At 70.1% G+C, this 19,248-nt stretch carries 23 protein-coding genes; 18 read left to right on the top strand and 5 right to left on the bottom strand.

All coding sequences use genetic code 11. From position 1 onward, the window contains the following. Positions 1–112: 112 nt before the first annotated feature. The 7 genes from ACFW16_RS09040 to ACFW16_RS09010 are packed head-to-tail and all read left to right on the top strand — an operon-like array spanning position 113 to position 6,712. A complete protein-coding gene (locus ACFW16_RS09040) occupies positions 113–1,186 on the top strand; it encodes an ABC transporter ATP-binding protein (protein WP_380303991.1) in 1,074 nt (357 codons plus the stop codon). Further along, positions 1,183–2,037: an ABC transporter permease gene (locus ACFW16_RS09035; RefSeq protein ID WP_380303989.1), complete on the top strand. Its 855-nt coding sequence runs from the start codon at positions 1,183–1,185 to the stop codon at positions 2,035–2,037. Before ACFW16_RS09040 ends, ACFW16_RS09035 begins: the two co-directional genes overlap by 4 nt. Before the next feature lie 7 nt (positions 2,038–2,044). Then, positions 2,045–2,839 carry an ABC transporter permease gene (locus ACFW16_RS09030; protein WP_380303987.1) on the top strand — a complete coding sequence of 265 codons (795 nt, stop codon included), beginning with the start codon at positions 2,045–2,047 and terminating at the stop codon, positions 2,837–2,839. 13 nt (positions 2,840–2,852) lie between these two features. Next, positions 2,853–3,143: a (2Fe-2S)-binding protein gene (locus tag ACFW16_RS09025; protein WP_380303985.1), complete on the top strand. Its 291-nt coding sequence runs from the start codon at positions 2,853–2,855 to the stop codon at positions 3,141–3,143. Further along, positions 3,140–4,513 (top strand): NAD(P)/FAD-dependent oxidoreductase, encoded by a 1,374-nt coding sequence (locus ACFW16_RS09020; protein WP_380303983.1) that lies wholly within the window; start codon positions 3,140–3,142, stop codon positions 4,511–4,513. The genes ACFW16_RS09025 and ACFW16_RS09020 overlap by 4 nt, the downstream gene beginning before the upstream one ends. Then, a complete protein-coding gene (locus tag ACFW16_RS09015) occupies positions 4,510–5,640 on the top strand; it encodes an NAD(P)/FAD-dependent oxidoreductase (protein ID WP_380303981.1) in 1,131 nt (376 codons plus the stop codon). The genes ACFW16_RS09020 and ACFW16_RS09015 overlap by 4 nt, the downstream gene beginning before the upstream one ends. Before the next feature lie 31 nt (positions 5,641–5,671). After that, the gene (locus ACFW16_RS09010) at positions 5,672–6,712 is read left to right on the top strand and encodes an ABC transporter substrate-binding protein (RefSeq protein WP_380303979.1); all 1,041 of its coding nucleotides are present in this window, start codon (positions 5,672–5,674) and stop codon (positions 6,710–6,712) included. Between the two features lie 44 nt (positions 6,713–6,756). Here ACFW16_RS09010 and ACFW16_RS09005 read toward each other — a convergent pair whose 3' ends face one another. After that, a complete protein-coding gene (locus ACFW16_RS09005; protein ID WP_380303977.1) occupies positions 6,757–7,398 on the bottom strand; it encodes a TetR/AcrR family transcriptional regulator in 642 nt (213 codons plus the stop codon). A gap of 342 nt (positions 7,399–7,740) precedes the next feature. Here ACFW16_RS09005 and ACFW16_RS09000 point away from each other — a divergent pair, with 342 nt between their 5' ends. The 4 genes from ACFW16_RS09000 (at position 7,741) to ACFW16_RS08985 (ending at position 12,051) form a co-directional block, all read left to right on the top strand. Further along, positions 7,741–8,796 carry a LacI family DNA-binding transcriptional regulator gene (locus ACFW16_RS09000; RefSeq protein ID WP_380303975.1) on the top strand — a complete coding sequence of 352 codons (1,056 nt, stop codon included), beginning with the start codon at positions 7,741–7,743 and terminating at the stop codon, positions 8,794–8,796. 80 nt (positions 8,797–8,876) lie between these two features. After that, complete coding sequence (locus ACFW16_RS08995; RefSeq protein ID WP_380303973.1) at positions 8,877–10,262, top strand: ABC transporter substrate-binding protein; 1,386 nt, start codon at positions 8,877–8,879, stop codon at positions 10,260–10,262. Between the two features lie 74 nt (positions 10,263–10,336). Further along, positions 10,337–11,218, top strand: coding sequence for a carbohydrate ABC transporter permease (locus ACFW16_RS08990; protein WP_380303971.1), 882 nt, complete (start codon positions 10,337–10,339; stop codon positions 11,216–11,218). Further along, entirely contained in the window at positions 11,215–12,051 is an 837-nt protein-coding gene (locus ACFW16_RS08985) for a carbohydrate ABC transporter permease (RefSeq protein ID WP_380303969.1), read from the top strand. Before ACFW16_RS08990 ends, ACFW16_RS08985 begins: the two co-directional genes overlap by 4 nt. 65 nt (positions 12,052–12,116) lie before the next feature. On the opposite strand, the gene ACFW16_RS08980 is transcribed toward ACFW16_RS08985, so the two are convergent. Beyond that, a complete protein-coding gene (locus ACFW16_RS08980; RefSeq protein WP_342240968.1) occupies positions 12,117–12,449 on the bottom strand; it encodes a DUF1476 domain-containing protein in 333 nt (110 codons plus the stop codon). Positions 12,450–12,662: 213 nt separating this feature from the next. Between ACFW16_RS08980 and purC the strand changes: the two genes are divergently transcribed. Further along, the gene (gene purC / locus ACFW16_RS08975) at positions 12,663–13,430 is read left to right on the top strand and encodes a phosphoribosylaminoimidazolesuccinocarboxamide synthase (protein ID WP_138891935.1); all 768 of its coding nucleotides are present in this window, start codon (positions 12,663–12,665) and stop codon (positions 13,428–13,430) included. Continuing rightward, positions 13,427–13,669 carry a phosphoribosylformylglycinamidine synthase subunit PurS gene (gene purS / locus ACFW16_RS08970; protein WP_380303967.1) on the top strand — a complete coding sequence of 81 codons (243 nt, stop codon included), beginning with the start codon at positions 13,427–13,429 and terminating at the stop codon, positions 13,667–13,669. The genes purC and purS overlap by 4 nt, the downstream gene beginning before the upstream one ends. Positions 13,670–13,774: 105 nt before the next feature. Here purS and ACFW16_RS08965 read toward each other — a convergent pair whose 3' ends face one another. After that, complete coding sequence (locus ACFW16_RS08965; RefSeq protein ID WP_380303965.1) at positions 13,775–14,470, bottom strand: tellurite resistance TerB family protein; 696 nt, start codon at positions 14,468–14,470, stop codon at positions 13,775–13,777. A 73-nt stretch (positions 14,471–14,543) separates the two neighbouring features. Beyond that, complete coding sequence (gene gcvA / locus ACFW16_RS08960) at positions 14,544–15,467, bottom strand: transcriptional regulator GcvA (protein ID WP_380303963.1); 924 nt, start codon at positions 15,465–15,467, stop codon at positions 14,544–14,546. 128 nt (positions 15,468–15,595) lie between these two features. On the opposite strand from gcvA, the gene ACFW16_RS08955 reads away from it, so the two are divergent. Together ACFW16_RS08955 and ACFW16_RS08950 are read left to right on the top strand one after the other, a co-directional pair. Beyond that, positions 15,596–15,817 carry a DUF1127 domain-containing protein gene (locus ACFW16_RS08955; protein WP_380303961.1) on the top strand — a complete coding sequence of 74 codons (222 nt, stop codon included), beginning with the start codon at positions 15,596–15,598 and terminating at the stop codon, positions 15,815–15,817. A gap of 74 nt (positions 15,818–15,891) precedes the next feature. Further along, positions 15,892–16,632: a dienelactone hydrolase family protein gene (locus ACFW16_RS08950; protein WP_380303959.1), complete on the top strand. Its 741-nt coding sequence runs from the start codon at positions 15,892–15,894 to the stop codon at positions 16,630–16,632. A 16-nt stretch (positions 16,633–16,648) separates the two neighbouring features. Here the strand turns inward: ACFW16_RS08950 and ACFW16_RS08945 are convergent, their stop codons facing one another. Next, positions 16,649–17,584, bottom strand: a complete 936-nt coding sequence (locus tag ACFW16_RS08945) for a transcriptional regulator GcvA (protein ID WP_380303957.1) — start codon at positions 17,582–17,584, stop codon at positions 16,649–16,651. A gap of 133 nt (positions 17,585–17,717) precedes the next feature. Here ACFW16_RS08945 and ACFW16_RS08940 point away from each other — a divergent pair, with 133 nt between their 5' ends. The 3 genes from ACFW16_RS08940 to ACFW16_RS08930 form a co-directional block, all read left to right on the top strand. After that, entirely contained in the window at positions 17,718–17,951 is a 234-nt protein-coding gene (locus ACFW16_RS08940; RefSeq protein ID WP_380303955.1) for a hypothetical protein, read from the top strand. Positions 17,952–18,116: 165 nt separating this feature from the next. Beyond that, entirely contained in the window at positions 18,117–18,797 is a 681-nt protein-coding gene (gene purQ, locus ACFW16_RS08935; RefSeq protein WP_380303953.1) for a phosphoribosylformylglycinamidine synthase subunit PurQ, read from the top strand. Beyond that, positions 18,794–19,248, top strand: a 455-nt coding sequence (locus tag ACFW16_RS08930) for an AIR synthase related protein (protein ID WP_380303951.1), incomplete at its 3' end; no start/stop codon positions are given. The genes purQ and ACFW16_RS08930, both read left to right, overlap by 4 nt.

The raw sequence follows: 19,248 nt of genomic DNA, 5'->3' as shown, positions 1-19,248 counted from the left end.
ACGGTGTTGTGAAGAGACGCGCTGGCGCCTTCCGTTCCACGGAAGCAAGACCGGCGGGGCCGATGCGCGGCAGCGCGGAACGGCGATCGACAGGGATGCCAGGGAGACTGCAGTGACCTTCCTCCGTCTCGAGCGGATCTCGAAGCTCTATGGCGACGTCGCGGCCGTCGCCGATCTCGATTTGACCGTGGAGCGCGGTGAGTTCGTGTCGTTGCTCGGCCCCTCCGGCTGCGGCAAGACCACGACCTTGCAGATGGTCGCCGGCTTCGTCCCGGCCACCGCCGGGCGGATCCTGCTGGACGGGCAGGATCTGACCCGGGTGAAGCCGAACCGCCGCGGCCTCGGCGTCGTGTTCCAGAGCTACGCCCTGTTCCCGCACATGACCGTGGCCGACAATGTCGCCTTCGGCCTGGAGATGCGCGGCGTCGCCAAGCCGGAACGGGCGAAGCGGGTCGAGGAGGCGCTGGCGCTGGTGCATCTCGACCACCTCGCCGGCCGCTATCCGCGCGCCCTGTCCGGCGGGCAGCGCCAGCGCGTCGCCCTGGCCCGCGCCCTGGTGATCGAGCCGCCGGTGCTGCTGCTGGACGAGCCGCTGTCCAACCTGGACGCCAAGCTGCGCGAGGCGATGCAGTTCGAGCTGCGCCAGATCCAGCGCCGCACCGGCACCACCACGATCATGGTCACCCACGACCAGGCCGAGGCGCTGTCGATCAGCGACCGGGTGGTGGTGATGGAGCGCGGCCGCATCACCCAGATCGACCAGCCCTACCGGATGTACGAGCATCCGCGCAGCCGCTTCATCTCCGACTTCGTCGGCAAGGCCAACCTGCTGGACGGCGTCGTGGCCCAGGCCGGCGCGGTGGCGCGGGTAACGGTCGGCGCCGCGACGCTGGAGGTGCCGGGCGACGGCCTGCCCGCCGGCGCCCGCGTGCTGCTGTGCCTGCGGCCGGAGAAGCTGGCCTTGGGCGCGCCCGGCACCGGCCGGCTGCCCGGAACCGTATCGCGCCGCTACTTCCTGGGAAGCCAGTGGCTGTACCACCTGGACAGCCCGGCCGGCGAGCTTCTGGCGGCGGCGCCGAACCTGGGCGGCGAGCCGCTGGCCGAGGGCGCCCGGGCCGGCATCGACTGGGCGCCGGACATGGTCCGGGTGCTGCGTGACGCCGAGGCCGCCGAGGCCATCCTATGAGCGCCGAGGGGCGCTTGGCCCCGGCGGCGATGGTGCTGCCGGCGACGGTCCTGTTCGCCGGGCTGGTGCTGACGCCGCTGGCGCTGACCCTGATCCTGTCCTTCCTTGTCTACGACCACGCCACCGGCGTGCAGGACGCCTGGACCATCGGCCAATACCTGACGGTGCTGACCGACCCCTACTATTACGAGATCTTCCTGCGCACCTTCCGCCTGTCGGCCCTGACCACGCTGATCTGCATCGTGGTCGGCGCGCCCGAGGCCTATGTGCTGAGCCGGATGCGCAGCCCCTGGCGGTCGGTCTTCCTGCTGGTGGTGCTGGCGCCGCTGCTGGTCTCGGTCGTGGTCCGCGCCTTCGGCTGGAGCATGCTCTTGGGCCCGACCGGGCTGGTGAACGAGGCGACGCAGGCGCTGGGCCTCGGCCGCGTCCGGCTGCTCTACACCGAGACCGCCGTGGTGGTGGCGCTGGTCCACATCATGCTGCCCTTCATGGTCATCCCGGTCTGGACCTCGCTGCAGAAGCTGGACCCGGCGGCCGAGCAGGCGGCGCTGTCGCTGGGCGCGTCGCACGCCACCGTGCTGCGCCGGGTGGTGCTGCCGCAGATCCTGCCCGGCCTCCTGTCCGGCAGCCTGATCGTGTTCGGCCTCGCCGCCAGCTCCTTCGCCATCCCCGGCCTGCTCGGCGGGCGGCGGCTGAAGATGGTCGCGACCGTGGTCTACGACGAATACCTGAGCTCGCTGAACTGGCCGCTGGGCGCCGCCATCGCGGTGATCCTGCTGGTCGCCAACCTGGCCATCATGCTCGGCTACAACCGGATCGTCGAAGGACGGTACCGGAAGACCCTCGGGTGAGGCGAAAATGAGCCGCAACGGCCCCCTCGCCCTGGTCTTCCACACGCTGGTCGTGATCTTCATGCTGGCGCCGCTGGCGATCGTCTGCCTGGTCGCCTTCACGCCGGAGAGCACGCTGAGCCTGCCGACCGCCGGCATCTCGCTGCGCTGGTTCGAGGCGGTGTTCGACCACCCCGACTTCCTGCAGTCCTTCTGGAACAGCCTGTGGCTGGCGACCCTGTCGGCGACCTTGTCGACCGCGCTCGCCGTGCCGGCCGGCATCGCCACCACCCGTTACGCGTTCCGCGGCCGCGACGCTCTGAACGCGCTGTTCCTGTCGCCGCTCCTGATCCCGCATCTGGTCCTGGGTGTGGCGCTGCTGCAGCTGTTCTCGCGGCTCGGTGCCGCCGGCAGCTTCTTCTGGCTGGTGCTGGCGCACAGCGTGGTGATCACGCCCTATGCGCTGCGGCTGGTGATCGCCGCCCTGGTCGGCTTCGACCGGTCGACCGAGCAGGCGGCGGCGTCGCTGGGGGCCGGCGCCTTCACCGTGTTCCGCCGCATCACCCTGCCGATGATCCTGCCCGGCGTCGCCGGCGGCTGGCTGCTGGCCTTCATCAACAGCTTCGACGAGCTGACGATGTCGATCTTCGTCACCTCGCCCGCCACCGTCACCCTGCCGGTGCGGATGTACATGTACGCGACAGAATCGATCGACCCGATGATGGCCGCCGTCTCGGCCCTGATGGTCGCCGTCACCGCCGTCGCCATGGTCGTGCTCGACCGCATCTACGGCCTCGACCGCATCCTGGTCGGCCGCCAGTGACCGGACCCCTGTCATGCCCATCCTGACCCGCCTGGCCGAGACCGGCCGGCCCGAGATCCGCTTCCGCCTGGACGGCTGCCCGGCCACGGCCCTGGCCGGCGACACGGTGCTGACCGCGATCCTGACCTCGGCCGACCGGCTGCGGCGATCGGAGTTCGGCGGCCGCCCTCGTGCCGGCTTCTGCCTGATGGGCGCCTGCCAGGATTGCTGGGTGGCGACCGAGGACGGGCAGCGCTTCCGCGCCTGCTCCACCGCCATCGCCGAAGGCATGCGCCTGGTCACCGGCCCGGGAGAGGCAGCATGAGCGGCGAGGCCCGTCCCGTCATCGTCGGCGCCGGCCCGGCCGGCATCCGCGCCGCCCAGGCCCTCGCGGCGGCCGGGCTGCGGCCGGTGGTGGTGGACGAGGCCGCCAAGGGCGGCGGCCAGATCTATCGCCGCCAGCCGGACGGCTTCACTCGCGACGCCAAGACCCTTTACGGCACCGAGGCGGCCAAGGCCGAGGCGCTGCACCGGATCATCGACGGGCTGGCCATCGACCACCGGCCGCAGACCCTGGTCTGGAACATCGAGGCCGGGGCGCTGGACCTGCTGCGCGACGGCCAGGCGGAGCGCCTGCCCTGCAGCCACCTGATCCTGGCCACCGGCGCGACCGACCGCATCCTGCCGATCCCGGGCTGGACCCTGCCGGGCGCCTACAGCCTGGGCGCGGCGCAGGTGGCGCTGAAATACCAGGGCTGCGGCATCGGCCGGCGCGTCGCCTTCATCGGCACCGGCCCGCTGCTGCCGCTGGTCGCCTCGCAGTATCGGAAGGCCGGGGCGGAGGTCGTGGCCGTCCTGGACACCGCCCGGTTGGCCGACAAGCTGGCGGCCCTGCCCGGGCTGCTGCGCGGCCCGGCCGTCCTGGCCAAGGGCCTGCGCCTGCTGGCGGCGCTGAAGGCCGGCGGCATGCCGGTGCGGCACGGGGCCCGGCCGCTGCGCATCCTGGGAACGGAGCGGGTCGAGGGGCTGGCCTGGCACGACGGCGAGCGCGAACAGCGGGTCGACTGCGACGCCGTCGCCTTCGGCACCGGTTTGCGGTCCGAGACCCAGCTGGCCGACCTGGCCGGCTGCCGCTTCCGCTTCGACCCGCTGAACCGCGCCTGGCTGCCGGAGCGCGACGCGGCCGGCCGCAGCAGCGTGCCCGGCGTCTATCTGGCCGGCGACGGCGCCGGCATCGCCGGGGCGGATGCCGCCGAGCTGGCCGGCGAACGCGCGGCCCTGGCCCTGCTCGAGGATCTCGGCCGGCCGGTCGACCGCGCCCGCGCCGCGCGGCTGGAGGCCAAGCTGGCCGCGATCGGAAAATTCCGCCAGGGGCTGGAGCGCGCCTTCCCCTTCCCCGCCGACTGGGCCGCCCAGGCGCCGGACGGCCTCGTGGTCTGCCGCTGCGAGGAAGTGTCGGCCGGCACGCTGCGCGCCACCGCCACCCGCTGGGGCACGCCGGAGCTGAACCGGCTGAAGGCCCTGTGCCGGGTCGGCATGGGCCGCTGCCAGGGCCGCATGTGCGGCGCCGCGGCGGCGGAGATCCTGGCCGCCCATCGCGGCGTTCCGGTCGAGGCGGTGGGGCGGCTGCGCGGCCAGGCCCCGGTCAAGCCGATCCCGGTCGCGATCGAGGGCGCGCCGGAGGAAGCGGCATGAACGCGACCGAACGGATCGACACCGATGTCGCCATCATCGGCGGCGGCATCGCCGGCGCGGCCGCGGCCCTGGCCCTGCGCCGCATGGGGATGACGGCGCTGCTGCTGGAGCGCGGCTTCTGCGGCGCCCAGGCCAGCGGCGTAAACTATGGCGGCGTGCGCCGCCAGGGCCGGCCGCCGGAGCAGATCCCGTTGTCGCAGCGCGCCCATGCGATCTGGCAGCGCCTGCCGGAGACGATCGGCATCGACGGCGAATACATCCGCTCCGGCCACCTCAAGCTGGCGCGCAGCGAGGCCGACCTGGCAACGCTGGAGGCCTACCAGGACCGGGTGCGCGATTTCGGCCTCGGGCTCGAGATCGTCGCCGGCAACGCCTTCCGCGCCCGCTGGCCCTGGCTGGGCGACCGTGCCCTCGCCGGGTCATGGTGCCCGGCCGACGGCCATGCCAATCCGCGGCTGGTGTCGCCCGGCTTCGCTCGGGCCGCGCGCAAGGCCGGAGCCGATATCCGCGAGAATACCGCGGTGCAGGAGGCGATGCGCGACGGCGACGGTTTCCGTCTCCTGGCCGGCGACGGGCTGGAGGTCCGGTCGCGCCTGCTGCTGAACTGCGCCGGCGCCTGGTCCGGCCGCTTCGCCGCCGACTTCGGCGAGCCGGTGCCGCTGGTCTCGGCCCATCCCAACATGGCGGTGACCGAGCCGCTGCCGCGCCTGATGGACGTCAATGTCGGGGTCGAGGGCGGCGGCATCTACGCCCGCCAGGTCGAGCGCGGCAACTGCGTCATGGGCGGCGGCCGCGGCATCGGGCTCGACGCCGACCGCGCCCGGCCCGGCCGCAGCGCCATCGGGTCGCTGCTGCGCCAGGCGGCGGAGCTGTTCCCGGCCCTGCGCAGCGCCCAGGTCATCCGGTTCTGGAGCGGGGTCGAGGGCGACACGCCCGACCGCAACCCGGTCTTGGGACCGAGCCGGACCACGCCGGGGCTGATCCACGGCTTCGGCTTCTCCGGCGCCGGCTTCCAGATCGGGCCGGCCGTCGGCGAGGTGCTGGCCGAGCTGGCGCGCGACGGCCGCAGCCCCACCCCGATCGAGGCCTTCGACATCGGCCGCTTCACCGCAACAGCGGCGGCCTGAGCATCAACAACAGGCAACAGGAGAGAGCGACATGAACGGACGGATCACGCTGCTGGCCACGACGGCGCTGCTGGCCTCGGGCGCGGCGATGGCGGAGACCAAGACCCTCTATATCGGCATGAACGGCGGCGACATGGAGAAGGCCTACAGCCAGTACGTCTTCCCGGATTTCGAGAAGGCGAACGACGTCAAGGTCGTGGTCGTCCCCGGCACCTCCTCGGAAGTGCTGGCCAAGTTGCAGGCGGCCAAGGACAACCCGCAGATGCACCTGGCCTTCCTCGACGACGGCGTCATGGTCCGCGCCATCGGCATGGGGCTGTGCCAGAAGACCGAGACGGCGCCGGTGATGGCCGACCTCTACCCCGCCGCGCGGATCAAGGACGACATGGCGCTGGGCGTCACCGTCACCGTGACCGGCCTCGCCTACAACACCAGGATGTTCGAGGAGCAGGGCTGGACCGCCCCGACCTCCTGGATGGACTTGGCGGACTCGAAATACGAGGGCAAGGTCGTGTTCCAGTCGCTGTCCAGCAGCACCTACGGGCTGCACGGCTTCCTGATGTTCAACCGCATCCAGGGCGGCAGCGAGGAGAACGTCGACCCGGGCTTCGCCAAATGGGGCGAGACCGTCGGCCCGAACGTGCTGGAATACATCCCGAGCTCGGCCAAGCTGTCGGAGATGGTGCAGACCGACGAGGCGGCGGTCTTCCCGCTGACGCCGACCGCCGTCGCCAGCTTCAAGGACAAGGGCATCCCGGTCGCCTATGCCCAGCCGAAGGAAGGCGCGGTGGTGCTGATGGTGGCGGAATGCGTCGTCGCCGGGAACTCCGAACCGGCGCTGGCGCAGAAGCTGGCGCAGTACCTGCTGACGCCGGAGGCGCAGGCCAAGGCGCTGCAATACGGCAACCAGATCCCGTCCAACGCCAAGGTCGACGGCCCGACGCCGGAGACGGCGGCGATGGTGAAGGAGATGCGCGGCTATCTCGAGCACGCGGTCACGGTCGACTGGGACCAGATCAACGCCCACCGGCCGGAGTGGAACGACCGCTGGAACCGGACGGTCGAGCGGTAAGGGCCGCCGGTTACCCTGTTGGGTTCGCCGGAGGCGAGCCCAACCTACGCACTTAGCCCCAGCGCCCGGCGGACGAAGGCCTGCAGCTCGGCCACCAGCCCGGCGACGTCGCCCGTGCGGCCGTCGGCGATGGCGTGATCGACGCCGCCGTGGAAGGCGTAGAACAGCAGCACCGCCGTCATCTCCGGATCGGTCACCTCCCACGCACCGGCCGCGGCGCCGTCGCGCAGCAGATCGACCAGGCCGCGGACCGGCTCCATATGGCCGTCGACGCGGCGCTGGCGCGGCAGGAAGTCCGGCGTGTGGAACAGCACGTCGTGCAGTTCCACCTGGTCGAGATAGCCGTGCACGCCGCCCTCCAGCCAGGCGGCGAGCCGGCCGGACCAGTCGGCCGGGTCGCGCTTCGCCTGGGCGGCGGCGATGCGGGCGCCGAACCGTTCGGCGAAGCGTGCGCGCAGCGCCTCGACCAGCGCCTCCTTCCCGGGGAAGTAGAGATAGAAGGTGCCTTTGGCCACGTCGGCCGCGGCGACGATATCGTCGATGCTGGTGCCGGCGATGCCCTTCTTCAGCACCAGGGCCTCGCCGGCGTCCAGCAGCTCGCGCCGGCGCACCTCGGACGGCTTGGTCCGCGGCCTGGCCGCCCCTGGTTCGGCCGCGGCCGGCCGGCGTCTGCGCGTCTCGATCATCGCCGCACTCTGCGTCGATCGGGCGGCGGGATGCAACCGCCGGGAGGACCGCCCTCCTCCACTGCCTTGCTCTTGCGCGCCCATGGCCGTCCATGTTACCGGTCACATCAATAAGAACGACAAATCGATTTCAGGCCAGGGGAGGGCCGACACCATGCTTGCCACCGATCTCACCCGCCCGAGCGCAGGGACCGTCCGGTCCCGCCGATGACGTGTTTCGCGGCCTGCCGCGCTGTCGCGCGGCCCTGCCCTGCCCCCGCGGTCCGGACGCGCCGGGATGCGCGGCCCCGCCGGCGTGCGGCCGGGCGCAGGACCGCCGCGCGGCCGATCGAGAGGCAAGCCATGCCCAAGCGTTCCCTCCGGCCGACCATGCGGGACGTCGCCCGTCTCGCCGGGGTCTCGCCGATGACCGTGTCCCGGGTGCAGGCCGGCAGCAGCCGGGTGGCGCCGGAGACGCGCAACCGCATCCGCCAGGCGATCGAGCAGCTCGGCTATGTCGACGACAAGGTCGCCGCCGCCCTGTCGTCGCGCCGCACCGGCTTCATCGCCACGCTGGTGCCGACCATCACCAACTCCAACTTCGCCGACACCGCGCACGGGCTGTCGGAGGCGCTGCGCCGGACCGGCTATCAGCTGCTGATCGGCTATACTCTCTATCGCATGAGCGAGGAGGAGGCGCTGGTCCGGGCGATGCTGGAGCGCCGGCCCGAGGCGATCGTGCTGGCCGGCATGCACCACACCGAAGCGGCGCGGACCATGCTGCGCAGCGCCGGCATCCCGGTGGTCGAGATCTGGGACTGCGGCGCGGCCGCCCCGATCGACCGGGCCGTCGGCTTCTCCAACATCGAGGCCGGGCGGGCCGCGGCGCGGCACCTGATCGCGTTGGGCCACCGCCACATCGGCGGCATCGGCCCGGCGATCCACGGCGACTCCCACGACTTCCGCGGCGAGGCCCGGCTGATCGGCTTCGCCGAGGTGCTGCGCGAAGCCGGGCTGCCGGCCGACACCGTCGTCCATCGCGGCCAGGTGCCGCTGTCCTTCGCCGGCGGGGCCGCCGCCATGGCCCAGCTGCTCGACACCGCCGGGCCGATCGATGCCGTGTTCGCGGTCTCGGACCTCGCCGCCGTCGGCGCCCTGATGGAGTGCCACCGCCGCGGCATCGCCGTGCCGGGGCAGGTCTCGATCCTGGGCTTCGGCGATTTCGAGATCGGCGGGCAATGCGTGCCGGCGCTGTCGACCGTGCGGATCGATGCCGAGGATATCGGCCGCCGGGTCGGCGAGCTGCTGCTGCGCATCCTCGAGGCCGAGGGCGACGCCCCGGCGCCGCCCCGGGTGATCGATGTCGGGTTCGAGATCGTCGAACGAGGCTCCACCGCCAGGAGGCCCCGCCCCGGCTGACAGCCCGCTTCCGGCCGCCCGGAAGCCACCACCAAGACGGCACAAGCCGCCGCCCCATCCACAGTTCTGGGAGAAGTTCCATGCCCAAGATCGGTCTCCGCCATCTCACGGCGGGTTGTGCCCTGGCCCTCGGCCTCGCCGCTGTCGCGCCCGCCCAGGCGCAGGACACGCTCACCGTCTGGTTCACCAAGGGCTTCTACAAGGGCGAGGACGACGCCCTCTTGGCCCTGATAGACCGGTACCAGAAGGCGACCGGCGTCAAGGTCGAGCTGTCGCTGTACTCGACCGAGGACTGCATCGTGAAGTCGGTCGCCGCGGTCGAGGCCGGCACGCCGCCGGATGTCGGCTACTGCACCACCTTCGACTTCCGCACCACCGGCCAGTGGGCCTATGAGGGCCGGCTGGAGGATGTCAGCGACGTCCTCACCCCGATCAAGGACCAGTTCCAGCCCGACGCCCTGGCCACCACCTTCCTGGCGAACGGCAAGACCGGGCAGAAGGCCTACTACGCCTTCCCGATCGAACGCCAGACCATGCATATCTTCTACTGGAAGGACATGCTGCAGGACGCCGGCTTCAGCGAGGCCGATATCCCCGGCACCTGGAACGAGTACTGGGATTTCTGGTGCGACAAGGTTCAGGCCGGCCTGCGTGCCAAGGGCAAGCGCATCTACGCCATCGGCCATCCGATGAGCGTCGCCGCCTCCGACACCTTCTTCAGCTTCCTGACCTGGGCCAACGCCTACAACGTCAAGATCGTCGACGAGAACGGCAAGATCGTGCTCGACCAGCCGGAGAACCGGGCGGCGATGATCGAGGCGGTGAAGGGCTACAGCTCGATCTTCACCCGCGGCTGCACCCCGCCCTCCTCGGTCAACTGGCTCGACACCGACAACAACGTCAACTTCCACAACAAGACCACGATCCTAACCCACAACGCCACGATCTCGATCCCCAGCAAGCATCTGGACGATTCGACCAACCCGTCGCTGACCGAGGAGCAGCGGGCCCAGGCGAAGAAGAACTACGAGGAGAACATCCGCACCACCCTGTTCCCGAAGAAGCCGGACGGCGGGACGCTGCCGAACCTGGCGGCGACCAAGACTGCGGTGATCTTCGCCGATTCCAAGAACAAGGCCCAGGCCAAGGAGTTCATGGCCTTCATGATGAAGGACGAGAATCTGACGCCCTTCGTCGAGGGCTCGGTCGGGCGCTGGTACCCGGTGACCAAGTCCGGCGCCGCCCGGCCGTTTTGGACCGACGGCAGCGACCCGCACCGCGCCGTGGTGTCGAAGCAGTTCACCGAGGGCACCGTGCCCTTCCCCTTCGTCTACAACTACCACTTCACCACGGTGAATGCGGAGAACGTCTGGGCCAAGGCGCTGAACCGCGTGGTCCAGGACGGGGTCTCGCCCGACCAGGCGGTCGATGAGATGATCGCCCGGATCAAGGAAATCGCCGGTTAAGGACTGACCTGCCGGCCCGGTTCCGTGCGGCGCGCGGAACCGGGCCATAGCCCGTTTCGGAGAGGACCCAGCCGATGACCGCGACCACGGTCCATGCGATCCCGGCCGCCGCCGGCGGCAGCCACCGCCGCACCTGGGCGACCTGGGGGGCGATCCTGCTCGCCCCCTATATCGCCGTGTTCCTGGTGCTGGTGGCCTATCCGGTCGGCTACGGCCTCTATCTCGGCGCCAACCCGGCCAGCTACCGGCGCCTGTTCGCCGACCCGATCTTCACGACCGCGGCGGTCAACACCATCCTGTTCCTGCTGATCGCGGTGAACGTGAAGATGGTGATCGCGCTCGGCCTGTCGGGCTTCTTCGCCGTGCCGCGCTGGTGGATCCGGCTGCTGCTGGTGCTGTTCATCCTGCCCTGGGCGGTGCCGTCGATCCCGACCATCCTGTCCTTCCGGGTGATGCTCAATCCCGAGACCGGCATGATCAACCAGCAGCTGTTCCAGCTGTTCGGCATCTTCGAAGGCCCGCCCTGGCTGACCAACCCGTGGCTGGCCTTCTTCGGCACGGTCGTGGTCCACATCTGGAAGTCGCTGCCGTTCTGGACCCTGATCCTCCTGACCGGGCGCCTCGCCATCGCCCGCGACCTCTACGAGGCCGCCGCGGTCGACGGGGCCTCGCGCTGGCAGCGCTTCCGCTTCGTCACCTGGCCGTCGGTGGTGGCGCTCTACGTCACCTCGACCATCCTGTCGACGATCTGGACGCTGGGCGACTTCAACAGCGTCTACCTGCTGACCGGCGGCGGCCCGAACGACAGCACCCAGGTGCTGGCCACGCTCGGCATCCGCTATCTGCGCAACAACGCGCTCGACCTCGGCGTCGCCTCGATCATCGTCGCCATGCCGCTGGTCCTGCCGCTGGTCTTCGTCATGGTGAAGCGCCTGTCCAAGGGAGGCGAGGCATGAAGCGCTGGTTCAACGAAGCGGTGCTGGTCCTGATCGCCGTCCCGGTGGTGCTGTGGACGATGGTGCCGCTGTACCACCTGTTCGTCCTGGCGATCTCGCCGCAGGACGCGGTCCTGGCCGGCACTTTGTGGCCGGAGCACCCGACCTTCTCCAACTTCCTCACCGTGTTCCGGCAGCAGCACTACTATCTCAGCAATTTCTGGCTGCAGCTCGGCAACAGCTTCTTCATCGCGGTCACCACCGGGGTCGCGACCCTGTTCGTCGCCACCTGCGCCGCCTTCGCCATCAGCCGGCTGCGGGCGCGGGGCGGCCGCCAGGTGATGAACCTGGCGCTGGCCACGTATCTGATCCCGGCCGCCTTCCTGGCCGTGCCGATGTACAAGACCATGGGCTCCTACGGCCTGCTGAACACCCAGGCCGCGCTGATTCTGGCGATGATCGCGCTGGCTTCGCCCTATGCCATCTGGGTGCTGAAGCAGGCCTCGGACAAGCTGCCGCGCGAGCTGGACGAGGCGGCGATCATGGACGGAGCCACGCCGCTGCAGATCTTCCGCATGGTCTATCTGCCGCTGATGCGCCCGTCGCTGGTGGCGATCGGGATCTACGCGCTGATTCTGGCCTGGAACGAGTACCTCTACGCCTTCCTGCTGCTGTCGAGCGAGCAGGCGGCGCCGCTGTCGGTCGGGCTGGGCATGTTCCTGTCGGCCGACGATTCCCCGTGGAACCTGTTGATGGCGACCGGGCTGATCTACGCCGTGCCGCCGGCGGTGATCTACTATGTCTTCCGCAACGCAATGACCAGCGGGCTGACGGCCGGGGCGGTCAAAGGCTGACCGAGCGTTCGGTAAAAACAAAGGGCGGCCGAGGCCGCCCTTTTCCGTTCATCGAGGACACCGGCTTACTTCGGCGTCGCCTCGGTCATGATCTGCTGCCGCGCCACGGCCAAAAGCGCGTCCATCTTCTTGCGCAGCCGGTGGTCGGACAGGTCGACGTCGTGGATCTTCAGGTCGGCATAGACCTTGTCGTGCACGTCCTCGTCCGTCTGCTTCTCGAAGTCGGACATGACGACCTCCTTCGCATAGGCCTCGGCGTCGGCGCCGGTCAGGCCCATCAGCTCGGCCGCCCACAACCCCAGCAGCTTGTTGCGCCGGTTCTGGATCCGGAACAGGAGCTCCTGGTCGTGCTGGAACTCCGCCTCGAATGCCTGGCCCCGCGAGTCGAACGTCGTCATCCCGTGTCCTTCCACCTGCCCGCAATCGCGGACGTATCCCCATAGCGGAGGATATAGCGTCTCCGGCCGCCTTGGTCACGCCCGGAGGCGGACGGGAGCGCGCAATTGTTTACCAGAGCCGCGCTTGCTATATGTGCGCGGGCGTGGACGACCTCTCCAGGACGTCCCGACCCTTTTTTGCTGTTGGCATCACCCTTCCATGGACACGTCCACATGAGCCGCCGCAGGCGCATCTACGAAGGCAAGGCCAAGGTCCTTTACGAAGGGCCGGAGCCGGGCACGATCGTCCAGTACTTCAAGGACGATGCGACGGCGCATAACGGTACGAAGAAGGCGGTGATCTCGGGCAAGGGGGTGCTGAACAACCGCATCTCCGAGTACCTGATGACCCGGCTGTCCGAGATCGGCGTGCCGACGCATTTCATGCGCCGCCTGAACATGCGCGAGCAGCTGATCCACGAGGTCGAGATCATCCCGCTCGAGGTGGTGGTGCGCAACATCGCCGCCGGCTCGTTCTCCAAGCGCTTCAACGTGCCCGAGGGCACGCCGCTGCCGCGCTCGATCATCGAGTACTATCTGAAGTCGGACGAGCTCAACGACCCGATGGTGTCGGAGGAGCACATCACCGCCTTCGGCTGGGCCAACGCCCAGGACCTCGACGACATCGTCTCGCTGTCGCTGCGGGTGAACGACTACCTCACCGGCCTGTTCCTCGGCATCGGCCTCAAGCTCGTCGATTTCAAGCTCGAATTCGGCCGCCTGTACGACGAGAACGACGAGATGCGGATCGTCCTGGCCGACGAGATCAGCCCGGACAACTGTCGCCTGTGGGACGTGCAGACCAACGAGAAATTCGATAAGGATCGCTTCCGCCAGGATCTCGGCGGCGTCCTCGAGGCCTATCAGGAAGTGGCCCGGCGCCTCGGCATCCTGCCAGAGGGAAGTGTCGTCGACATCCGTGAGAGCCAGGTCGCCCCATGAAAGCGCGCATCCATGTCATGCTGAAGCCCGGTGTCCTGGACACCCAGGGCAAGGCGATCGGTCATTCCCTGCAGGGCCTCGGCTTCGGCGAGGTCGGCGAGGTGCGGCAGGGCAAGGTGATCGAGGTCGAGATCGCCGCCGCCGACGCCGCCGAGGCCAAGGCGCGCCTCGACGAGATGTGCCGCAAGCTGCTGGCCAACCCGGTCACCGAGAGCTACACGATCGATCTGGTCGCCTGAGGGGCTCGCCCCCGATGTAGGTTGGGTTCGCATCGCGAACCCAACGCTTGCGCCGTTTCGGCGGATCGATGTTGGGTTCGCGTGCCGCGAACCCAACCTACGATGTCACCCGACTGCGGCCGCCTGCGCCTCGAGATGGGCCGCCAGCCCCTCGGGCAGCTTCAGCCGCGTCGCCAGGTCGTCGAGATAGGCCTTCTCGCGCGGGTCGTCCGCATCGATCGCCAGGCGCGACGCCAGCCAGATCTCCGCCGCCTGCTCCGGCGTCGCCGCCAGGGCCGCGATCGCCGCGACGTCGAGCGGCTTGGCCAGTTCGTCCATGACGAAGGCCTTCTCCTCGGTGTCCAGCTCAAGCTGGCCGATGCGGTCGAACAGGGCCCGCTGCTCCGTCGCGTCGATATGGCCGTCGGCCTTGGCCGCGGCGATCATCGCCCGCACCACGGCGATGCGCGCGTCACCGCCGCCGGCGGCGCTCTGCGTCTCCAGGTCGAACGGGCTGCGCGGTGGCGGCAGGGCCAGCGGCTGCTGTGCCGGCGGCTGGGCCGGGGCCGGCGCCCGGTTGGCCGACCAGTCCTGCCAAGCCTTGTAGGCCAGGCCACCGAGCACCGCGGCACCGCCATAGCCGAGCGCGCTGCCGCCGAACTTGCGGACCTTCTTCGAGCCCAGGAGGAGGCCGATCAACCCGCCGCCGACCGCGCCGGTGGCCAGCGTGCCGAGATTGCCGGACAGGCCGGAACCCTTGCCGCCAGGCTGCTTCGCACCGCCGCCGAGGAAGTCCTCGAACAGCTTCTTCGGATCGATCACGCGCCTCTCCTCCAATCGTTGTATCGGAAGGCAGATGGTCCGGCCGACGGCGCCCGACAAGGCCGGGCGAGGCTCAATCGGCCGGGCGCGATGACGCGACCGGTTCCCGCGGCGCCAGGGTGGTCTCGGCCGCGGCGGCGACGATCCAGTCGCGAAAGGCCCGGACGATCGGCCGGCGCAGCGACCGCGTCGTGGCGACGAAGTGGTAGCTGGCCTGGTTCTGAATGGAGAGATCGAGCGGCCGCACCAGCCGCCCCGCCGCCAGATCGTCGGCTACCAGGGAGAACACGACGAGCGCCACTCCCTGCCCTTCGACCGCCGCCTGGATGGTCAGAGCGGAGTCGCTGACTCGCAGCCCGCGCACCCAGTCGACATCCGCCATGCCGACGGCGCGCAGCCAGTCGCGCCACGGCGCCAGGGATTGGTCGTGCAGCAGCGTGTGCCGGCGCAGGTCGTCGAGCGTGCGCAGCTGGTCGCGCAGCGCCGGGCTGCAGACCGGAAAGCTGTCCTCCGCGAACAGCCGGTCGCACGCCAGCCCGTCCCAGCCGCCCCTTCCCCAGCGGACGGCGCAATCCGCCTCGCCGCCGTCGAGATCGACCAGGGCCAGCGACGCAGTGACGTTGACATCGACATCTGGATGGGCGGCGGAAAATTGCGGCAGGCGCGAGGTGAGCCATTTCGCGGCGAAGGACGGCGAGGTGCTGACCGTGAGCACGCCGGCCGCGCGGCCCGGCGCGATCTGTGTCGTGGCGTCGGCGATGCCGGCCAGGGCCCCGCTGACCAGCGGCAGGTAGATGCGGCCGGCCTCGGTCAGATCCAGGCTGTTCTCGCGGCGATGGAACAGCCTGACCGACAGCCAGTCCTCCAGCCGGCGCACCTGCTGGCTGACAGCCGCCTGGGTCACCGACAGCTCGGCCGCGGCGCGGGTGAAGCTGCGGTGCCGCGCCGCCGCCTCGAAGGCCCGCACGCCGTTCAGCGGGGGCAGACGCCATCCCATTCCGAGCTCCCAGGCCAAGTTTTTGTTGGTCTAGGGCCAGACTATCCCGTTTGCGGCCGCGCCCGCCAGGACCGATCTTGAAGGCACGGGTCGACCCCTGATCTTCAACCCTCGATCAGGACCGTATCATGACCAGCTTCTGCATCGACGAGCGCCGTTCTGCACCCAGCAAGCGGCCTTCCCCAATCCTGTCCCTGCTCCGCCGCGTCGCGGCCCTGCCGGCGCTGTGGTGCGCCCGGATCGAAGCGCGCGGCCGGATGCAGCGCATGGACGACGAAACCCTGCTCGACCTCGGCCTGCGCCGCGACCAGGTCGAGACCATGCGCCGCAAGCCGTTCTGGCGGGAATGAGGGCTATGCTCCCGGCACGGCCGCCCCTCTCGATTGCGCTCCCGCGGCCGGGGCGAGCCACCAGGGATCGGCAGATGAGGCGAGACCTTCAGATCAAGACCTCGGACGGGACGGCCAAGGCGGCGCTGTTCCACCCCGATGGCGCCGCCGCGCCGGGCAAGGCGCCGCGCGGCGTCATCCTGTACATGGATGCGATGGGCCCGCGGGCGTCGCTGGCGGGCATGGCGCAGCGGCTGGCCGATTCGGGCTATGTCGTGCTGCTGCCGGACCTGTTCTACCGGTTCGGTTCGTATGGGCCGTTCACCGGCGCCTCCTTCGGCGATGAGGCCGCGCGCGCCCAGATCCTGACGATGCTGCGCGAGACCGGCCAGGAGATGACGCGGCGAGACACGGCCGCCTTCCTCGACGTCTTCGATGCGGAGAAGGTCGAGGGCCCGATCGGCGTCGTCGGCTATTGCATGGGCGGCGCCCGCGCGCTGACCGCAGCCGCCGCCTATGCCGACCGGATCGGGGCAGCGGCCAGCTTCCATGGCGGCAATCTGGCCAGCGAGGCGTCCGACAGCCCGCATCTGCTGGCGGACCGGATCAAGGCCCGCGTCTATGTCGGCGTCGCCGAGGTCGACAACAGCTTCCCGCCGGAGCAGTCCGCCCGGCTGGCCGAAGCCCTGCGGCGCGGCGGCGTCGACCACATCATCGAGACCTATGTCGGCATGGCCCATGGCTGGGCGGTGCCCGACCACAGCGTCTACAACGAGACCGGCGCCGAGCGGCACTGGAAGCGGCTGCTGACCTTCTTCGACGAGGCGCTGGCATAGCCCGTGCCGGCGGCGCTCACGCCGCCGGCAGCGCCATCGGCTCCTCCGGCGACGCCTCGGCCTCCGCGGCCACGGCGAACAGCCAGTCGCGGAACGCCCGCACCAAGGGCCGGTTGAGGGCATTCGGCGGCGCCACGAAATAATAGGCGTAGTCGCTCTTCAGATGGTCGATCGGCAGCGACAGCCAGAACGGCCGCACCAGCCGGCCGGCGCGCAGGTCGTCCATCACCAGCACCCGCTGCGCCAGGGCCACGCCCTGGCCTTCGATCGCCATCTGGATCAGGAGCGCCGAATCCTGCGTCCGCGGGCCGCGGACCCAGCCGAGATCCTCCATCCCCGCCGCGCGGAGCCAGTGCTTCCACTGCACCAGCGTCTCGTCGTGCAGCAGACGGAAGCGGCGCAGATCCTCCAGCTGGCACAGCCCGGCCTCGACCAGCGCCGGGCTGCACACCGGGAAGGTGTCCTCGGAGAACAGCTTCTCCGCCACCACCCCCTCCCACGCGCCGCTGCCGAAGCGGATGGCGCAGTCGACCCGGTCGCGGCTGAAGTCCACCAGCCGGGATTCGGCGTCGAGATTGACGTCGATCTCCGGCTGCTGCTCGTTGAAGGACGGCATCCGCGACACCAGCCATTTGCGGATGAAGGACGGGATCGCCGACACGGTGAGAATCCCGGAATGCGGCGGCGGCCGGATCCGGGCCGTGGCCTCGGCGATGGCGTCGAAGGCGTCGCGCAGCACCGGCAGGTAGCTGCGGCCGGTGTCGGTCAGCTCCAGCCCGCCCTCGGTGCGGTCGAACAGCTTGGCACCCAGCCAGTCCTCCAGCCGGCGCACCTGCTGGCTGACGGCGGCCTGGGTCACCGCCAGCTCCTCGGCGGCACGGGTGAAGCTCTCGTGGCGGGCGGCGGCCTCGAAGGCACGGACACCGTTCAGCGGCGGCAGGCGACGGCGCATGGTTCCCTCACCGGGTCGAAAGATTCTCTTATCCCATCCACGAGAATATCCTGTTTGCGGTTTGTTCTCCAGAACGCGATCCTCATGGTGTTCCCGATGACCGATCGAACGCCCTGCCGGAAAGGGAAATGCCATGACGACCGCCTGCACCGACCACATCCAGCATCGCGCCAGCCTGCCGACCAGCCGCTCCGGGCTGCGGGCCTTGATCGGCGCCGCCGCGGCCACGCTGCGCGCCCGCCGCCGCCCCAGGCTGCCGGTGGAGGCGCTGGACGACCACATGCTGCGCGACATCGGCGTCGACGGGCCTGCTCCCGCCAATGACCCACGCGACCTGCTTCTCCGCCTCGCGCCTCTCCGCCTGTAGCCTCTAGCCTCGTCCCTGCGACTGGCCTGCCGGCCGGCTCCGTCGCCCCTGCGGAGCCGGTTTTTTCTTGCCCGCGCGGCACCGGTCCGAGATTGCGATGCCCTGCATGCCAGCACAGCCCGCGGCGCCCTTGCCAAGGCCCGGCGGGACCGCTACATCCCGCGCATGCAAGCCGCCGTCATCGTCTTCCCGGGATCGAACGCCGACCGAGACCTCGCCGTGGCACTCTCCCACGCGACCGGACGGCCGACCCACATGGTCTGGCATCGCGACACCGAGCTGCCGCCGACCGACCTGATCGCCATCCCCGGCGGCTTCTCCTACGGCGACTATCTCCGCTCCGGCGCCATGGCGGCGCAGTCGCCGATCATGGGCGCGATCCGGCAGGCGGTGGCCCGCGGCGTGCCGACCGTCGGCATCTGCAACGGCTTCCAGATCCTGACCGAAGCCGGGCTGCTGCCCGGCGCCCTGCTGCGCAACGCCGGGCTGAAATTCGTCTCCCGTCCGGTGGCGATGCGGGTCGAGACCTCGAACAGCCCGTTCACCCGCGGCTACAATGCCGGGCAGACGGTGCGCATCCCGATCCAGCACCATGACGGCTGCTACTTTGCCGATCCGGACACGCTGAAGCGGCTGGAGGACGAGGACCGCGTCGCCTTCCGCTACATCGCCGACCAGGACGGCCGCGGCAACCCGAACGGCAGCCTGAACGACATCGCCGGCATCCTGTCCGAGAACCGGCGGGTGCTCGGCATGATGCCTCATCCCGAGCGCGCCGCGGAGCCGGAGCACGGCAACACCGACGGCCGCGCCATGTTCGAAAGCCTGGCGCAGATCCTTTCATGACCGCACCGTCCAACGCCCCCGCCCCCAACCTCCCAGCGGAACCGGAAGTCACGCAGGCGCTGGCGGCCGAATTCGGCCTGACCGCCGACGAATTCGCCCTGACTCAGCAGATCATGGGCCGGATGCCGACGCTGACCGAGCTCGGCATCTTCTCGGTGATGTGGTCGGAGCACTGCTCCTACAAATCCTCCCGCCGCTGGCTGAAGCAGCTGCCGACCACCGCCCCCTGGGTGATCTGCGGCCCCGGCGAGAATGCCGGCGTGATCGACATCGGCGACGGCCAGGCCGCCATCTTCAAGATGGAGAGCCACAACCACCCGAGCTTCATCGAGCCGTACCAGGGCGCCGCGACCGGCGTCGGCGGCATCCTGCGCGACGTGTTCACCATGGGCGCGCGGCCGGTGGCGAACATGAACGCGCTGCGCTTCGGCAGCCCGGACCACGCCAAGAC

The sequence above is a fragment of the Inquilinus sp. NPDC058860 genome, assembly GCF_042743185.1.
Lineage (GTDB): Bacteria > Pseudomonadota > Alphaproteobacteria > DSM-16000 > Inquilinaceae > Inquilinus.
The sequence above is the reverse complement of the archived record's forward strand: the minus strand, read 5'-3'. Positions and strand labels throughout refer to the sequence as shown.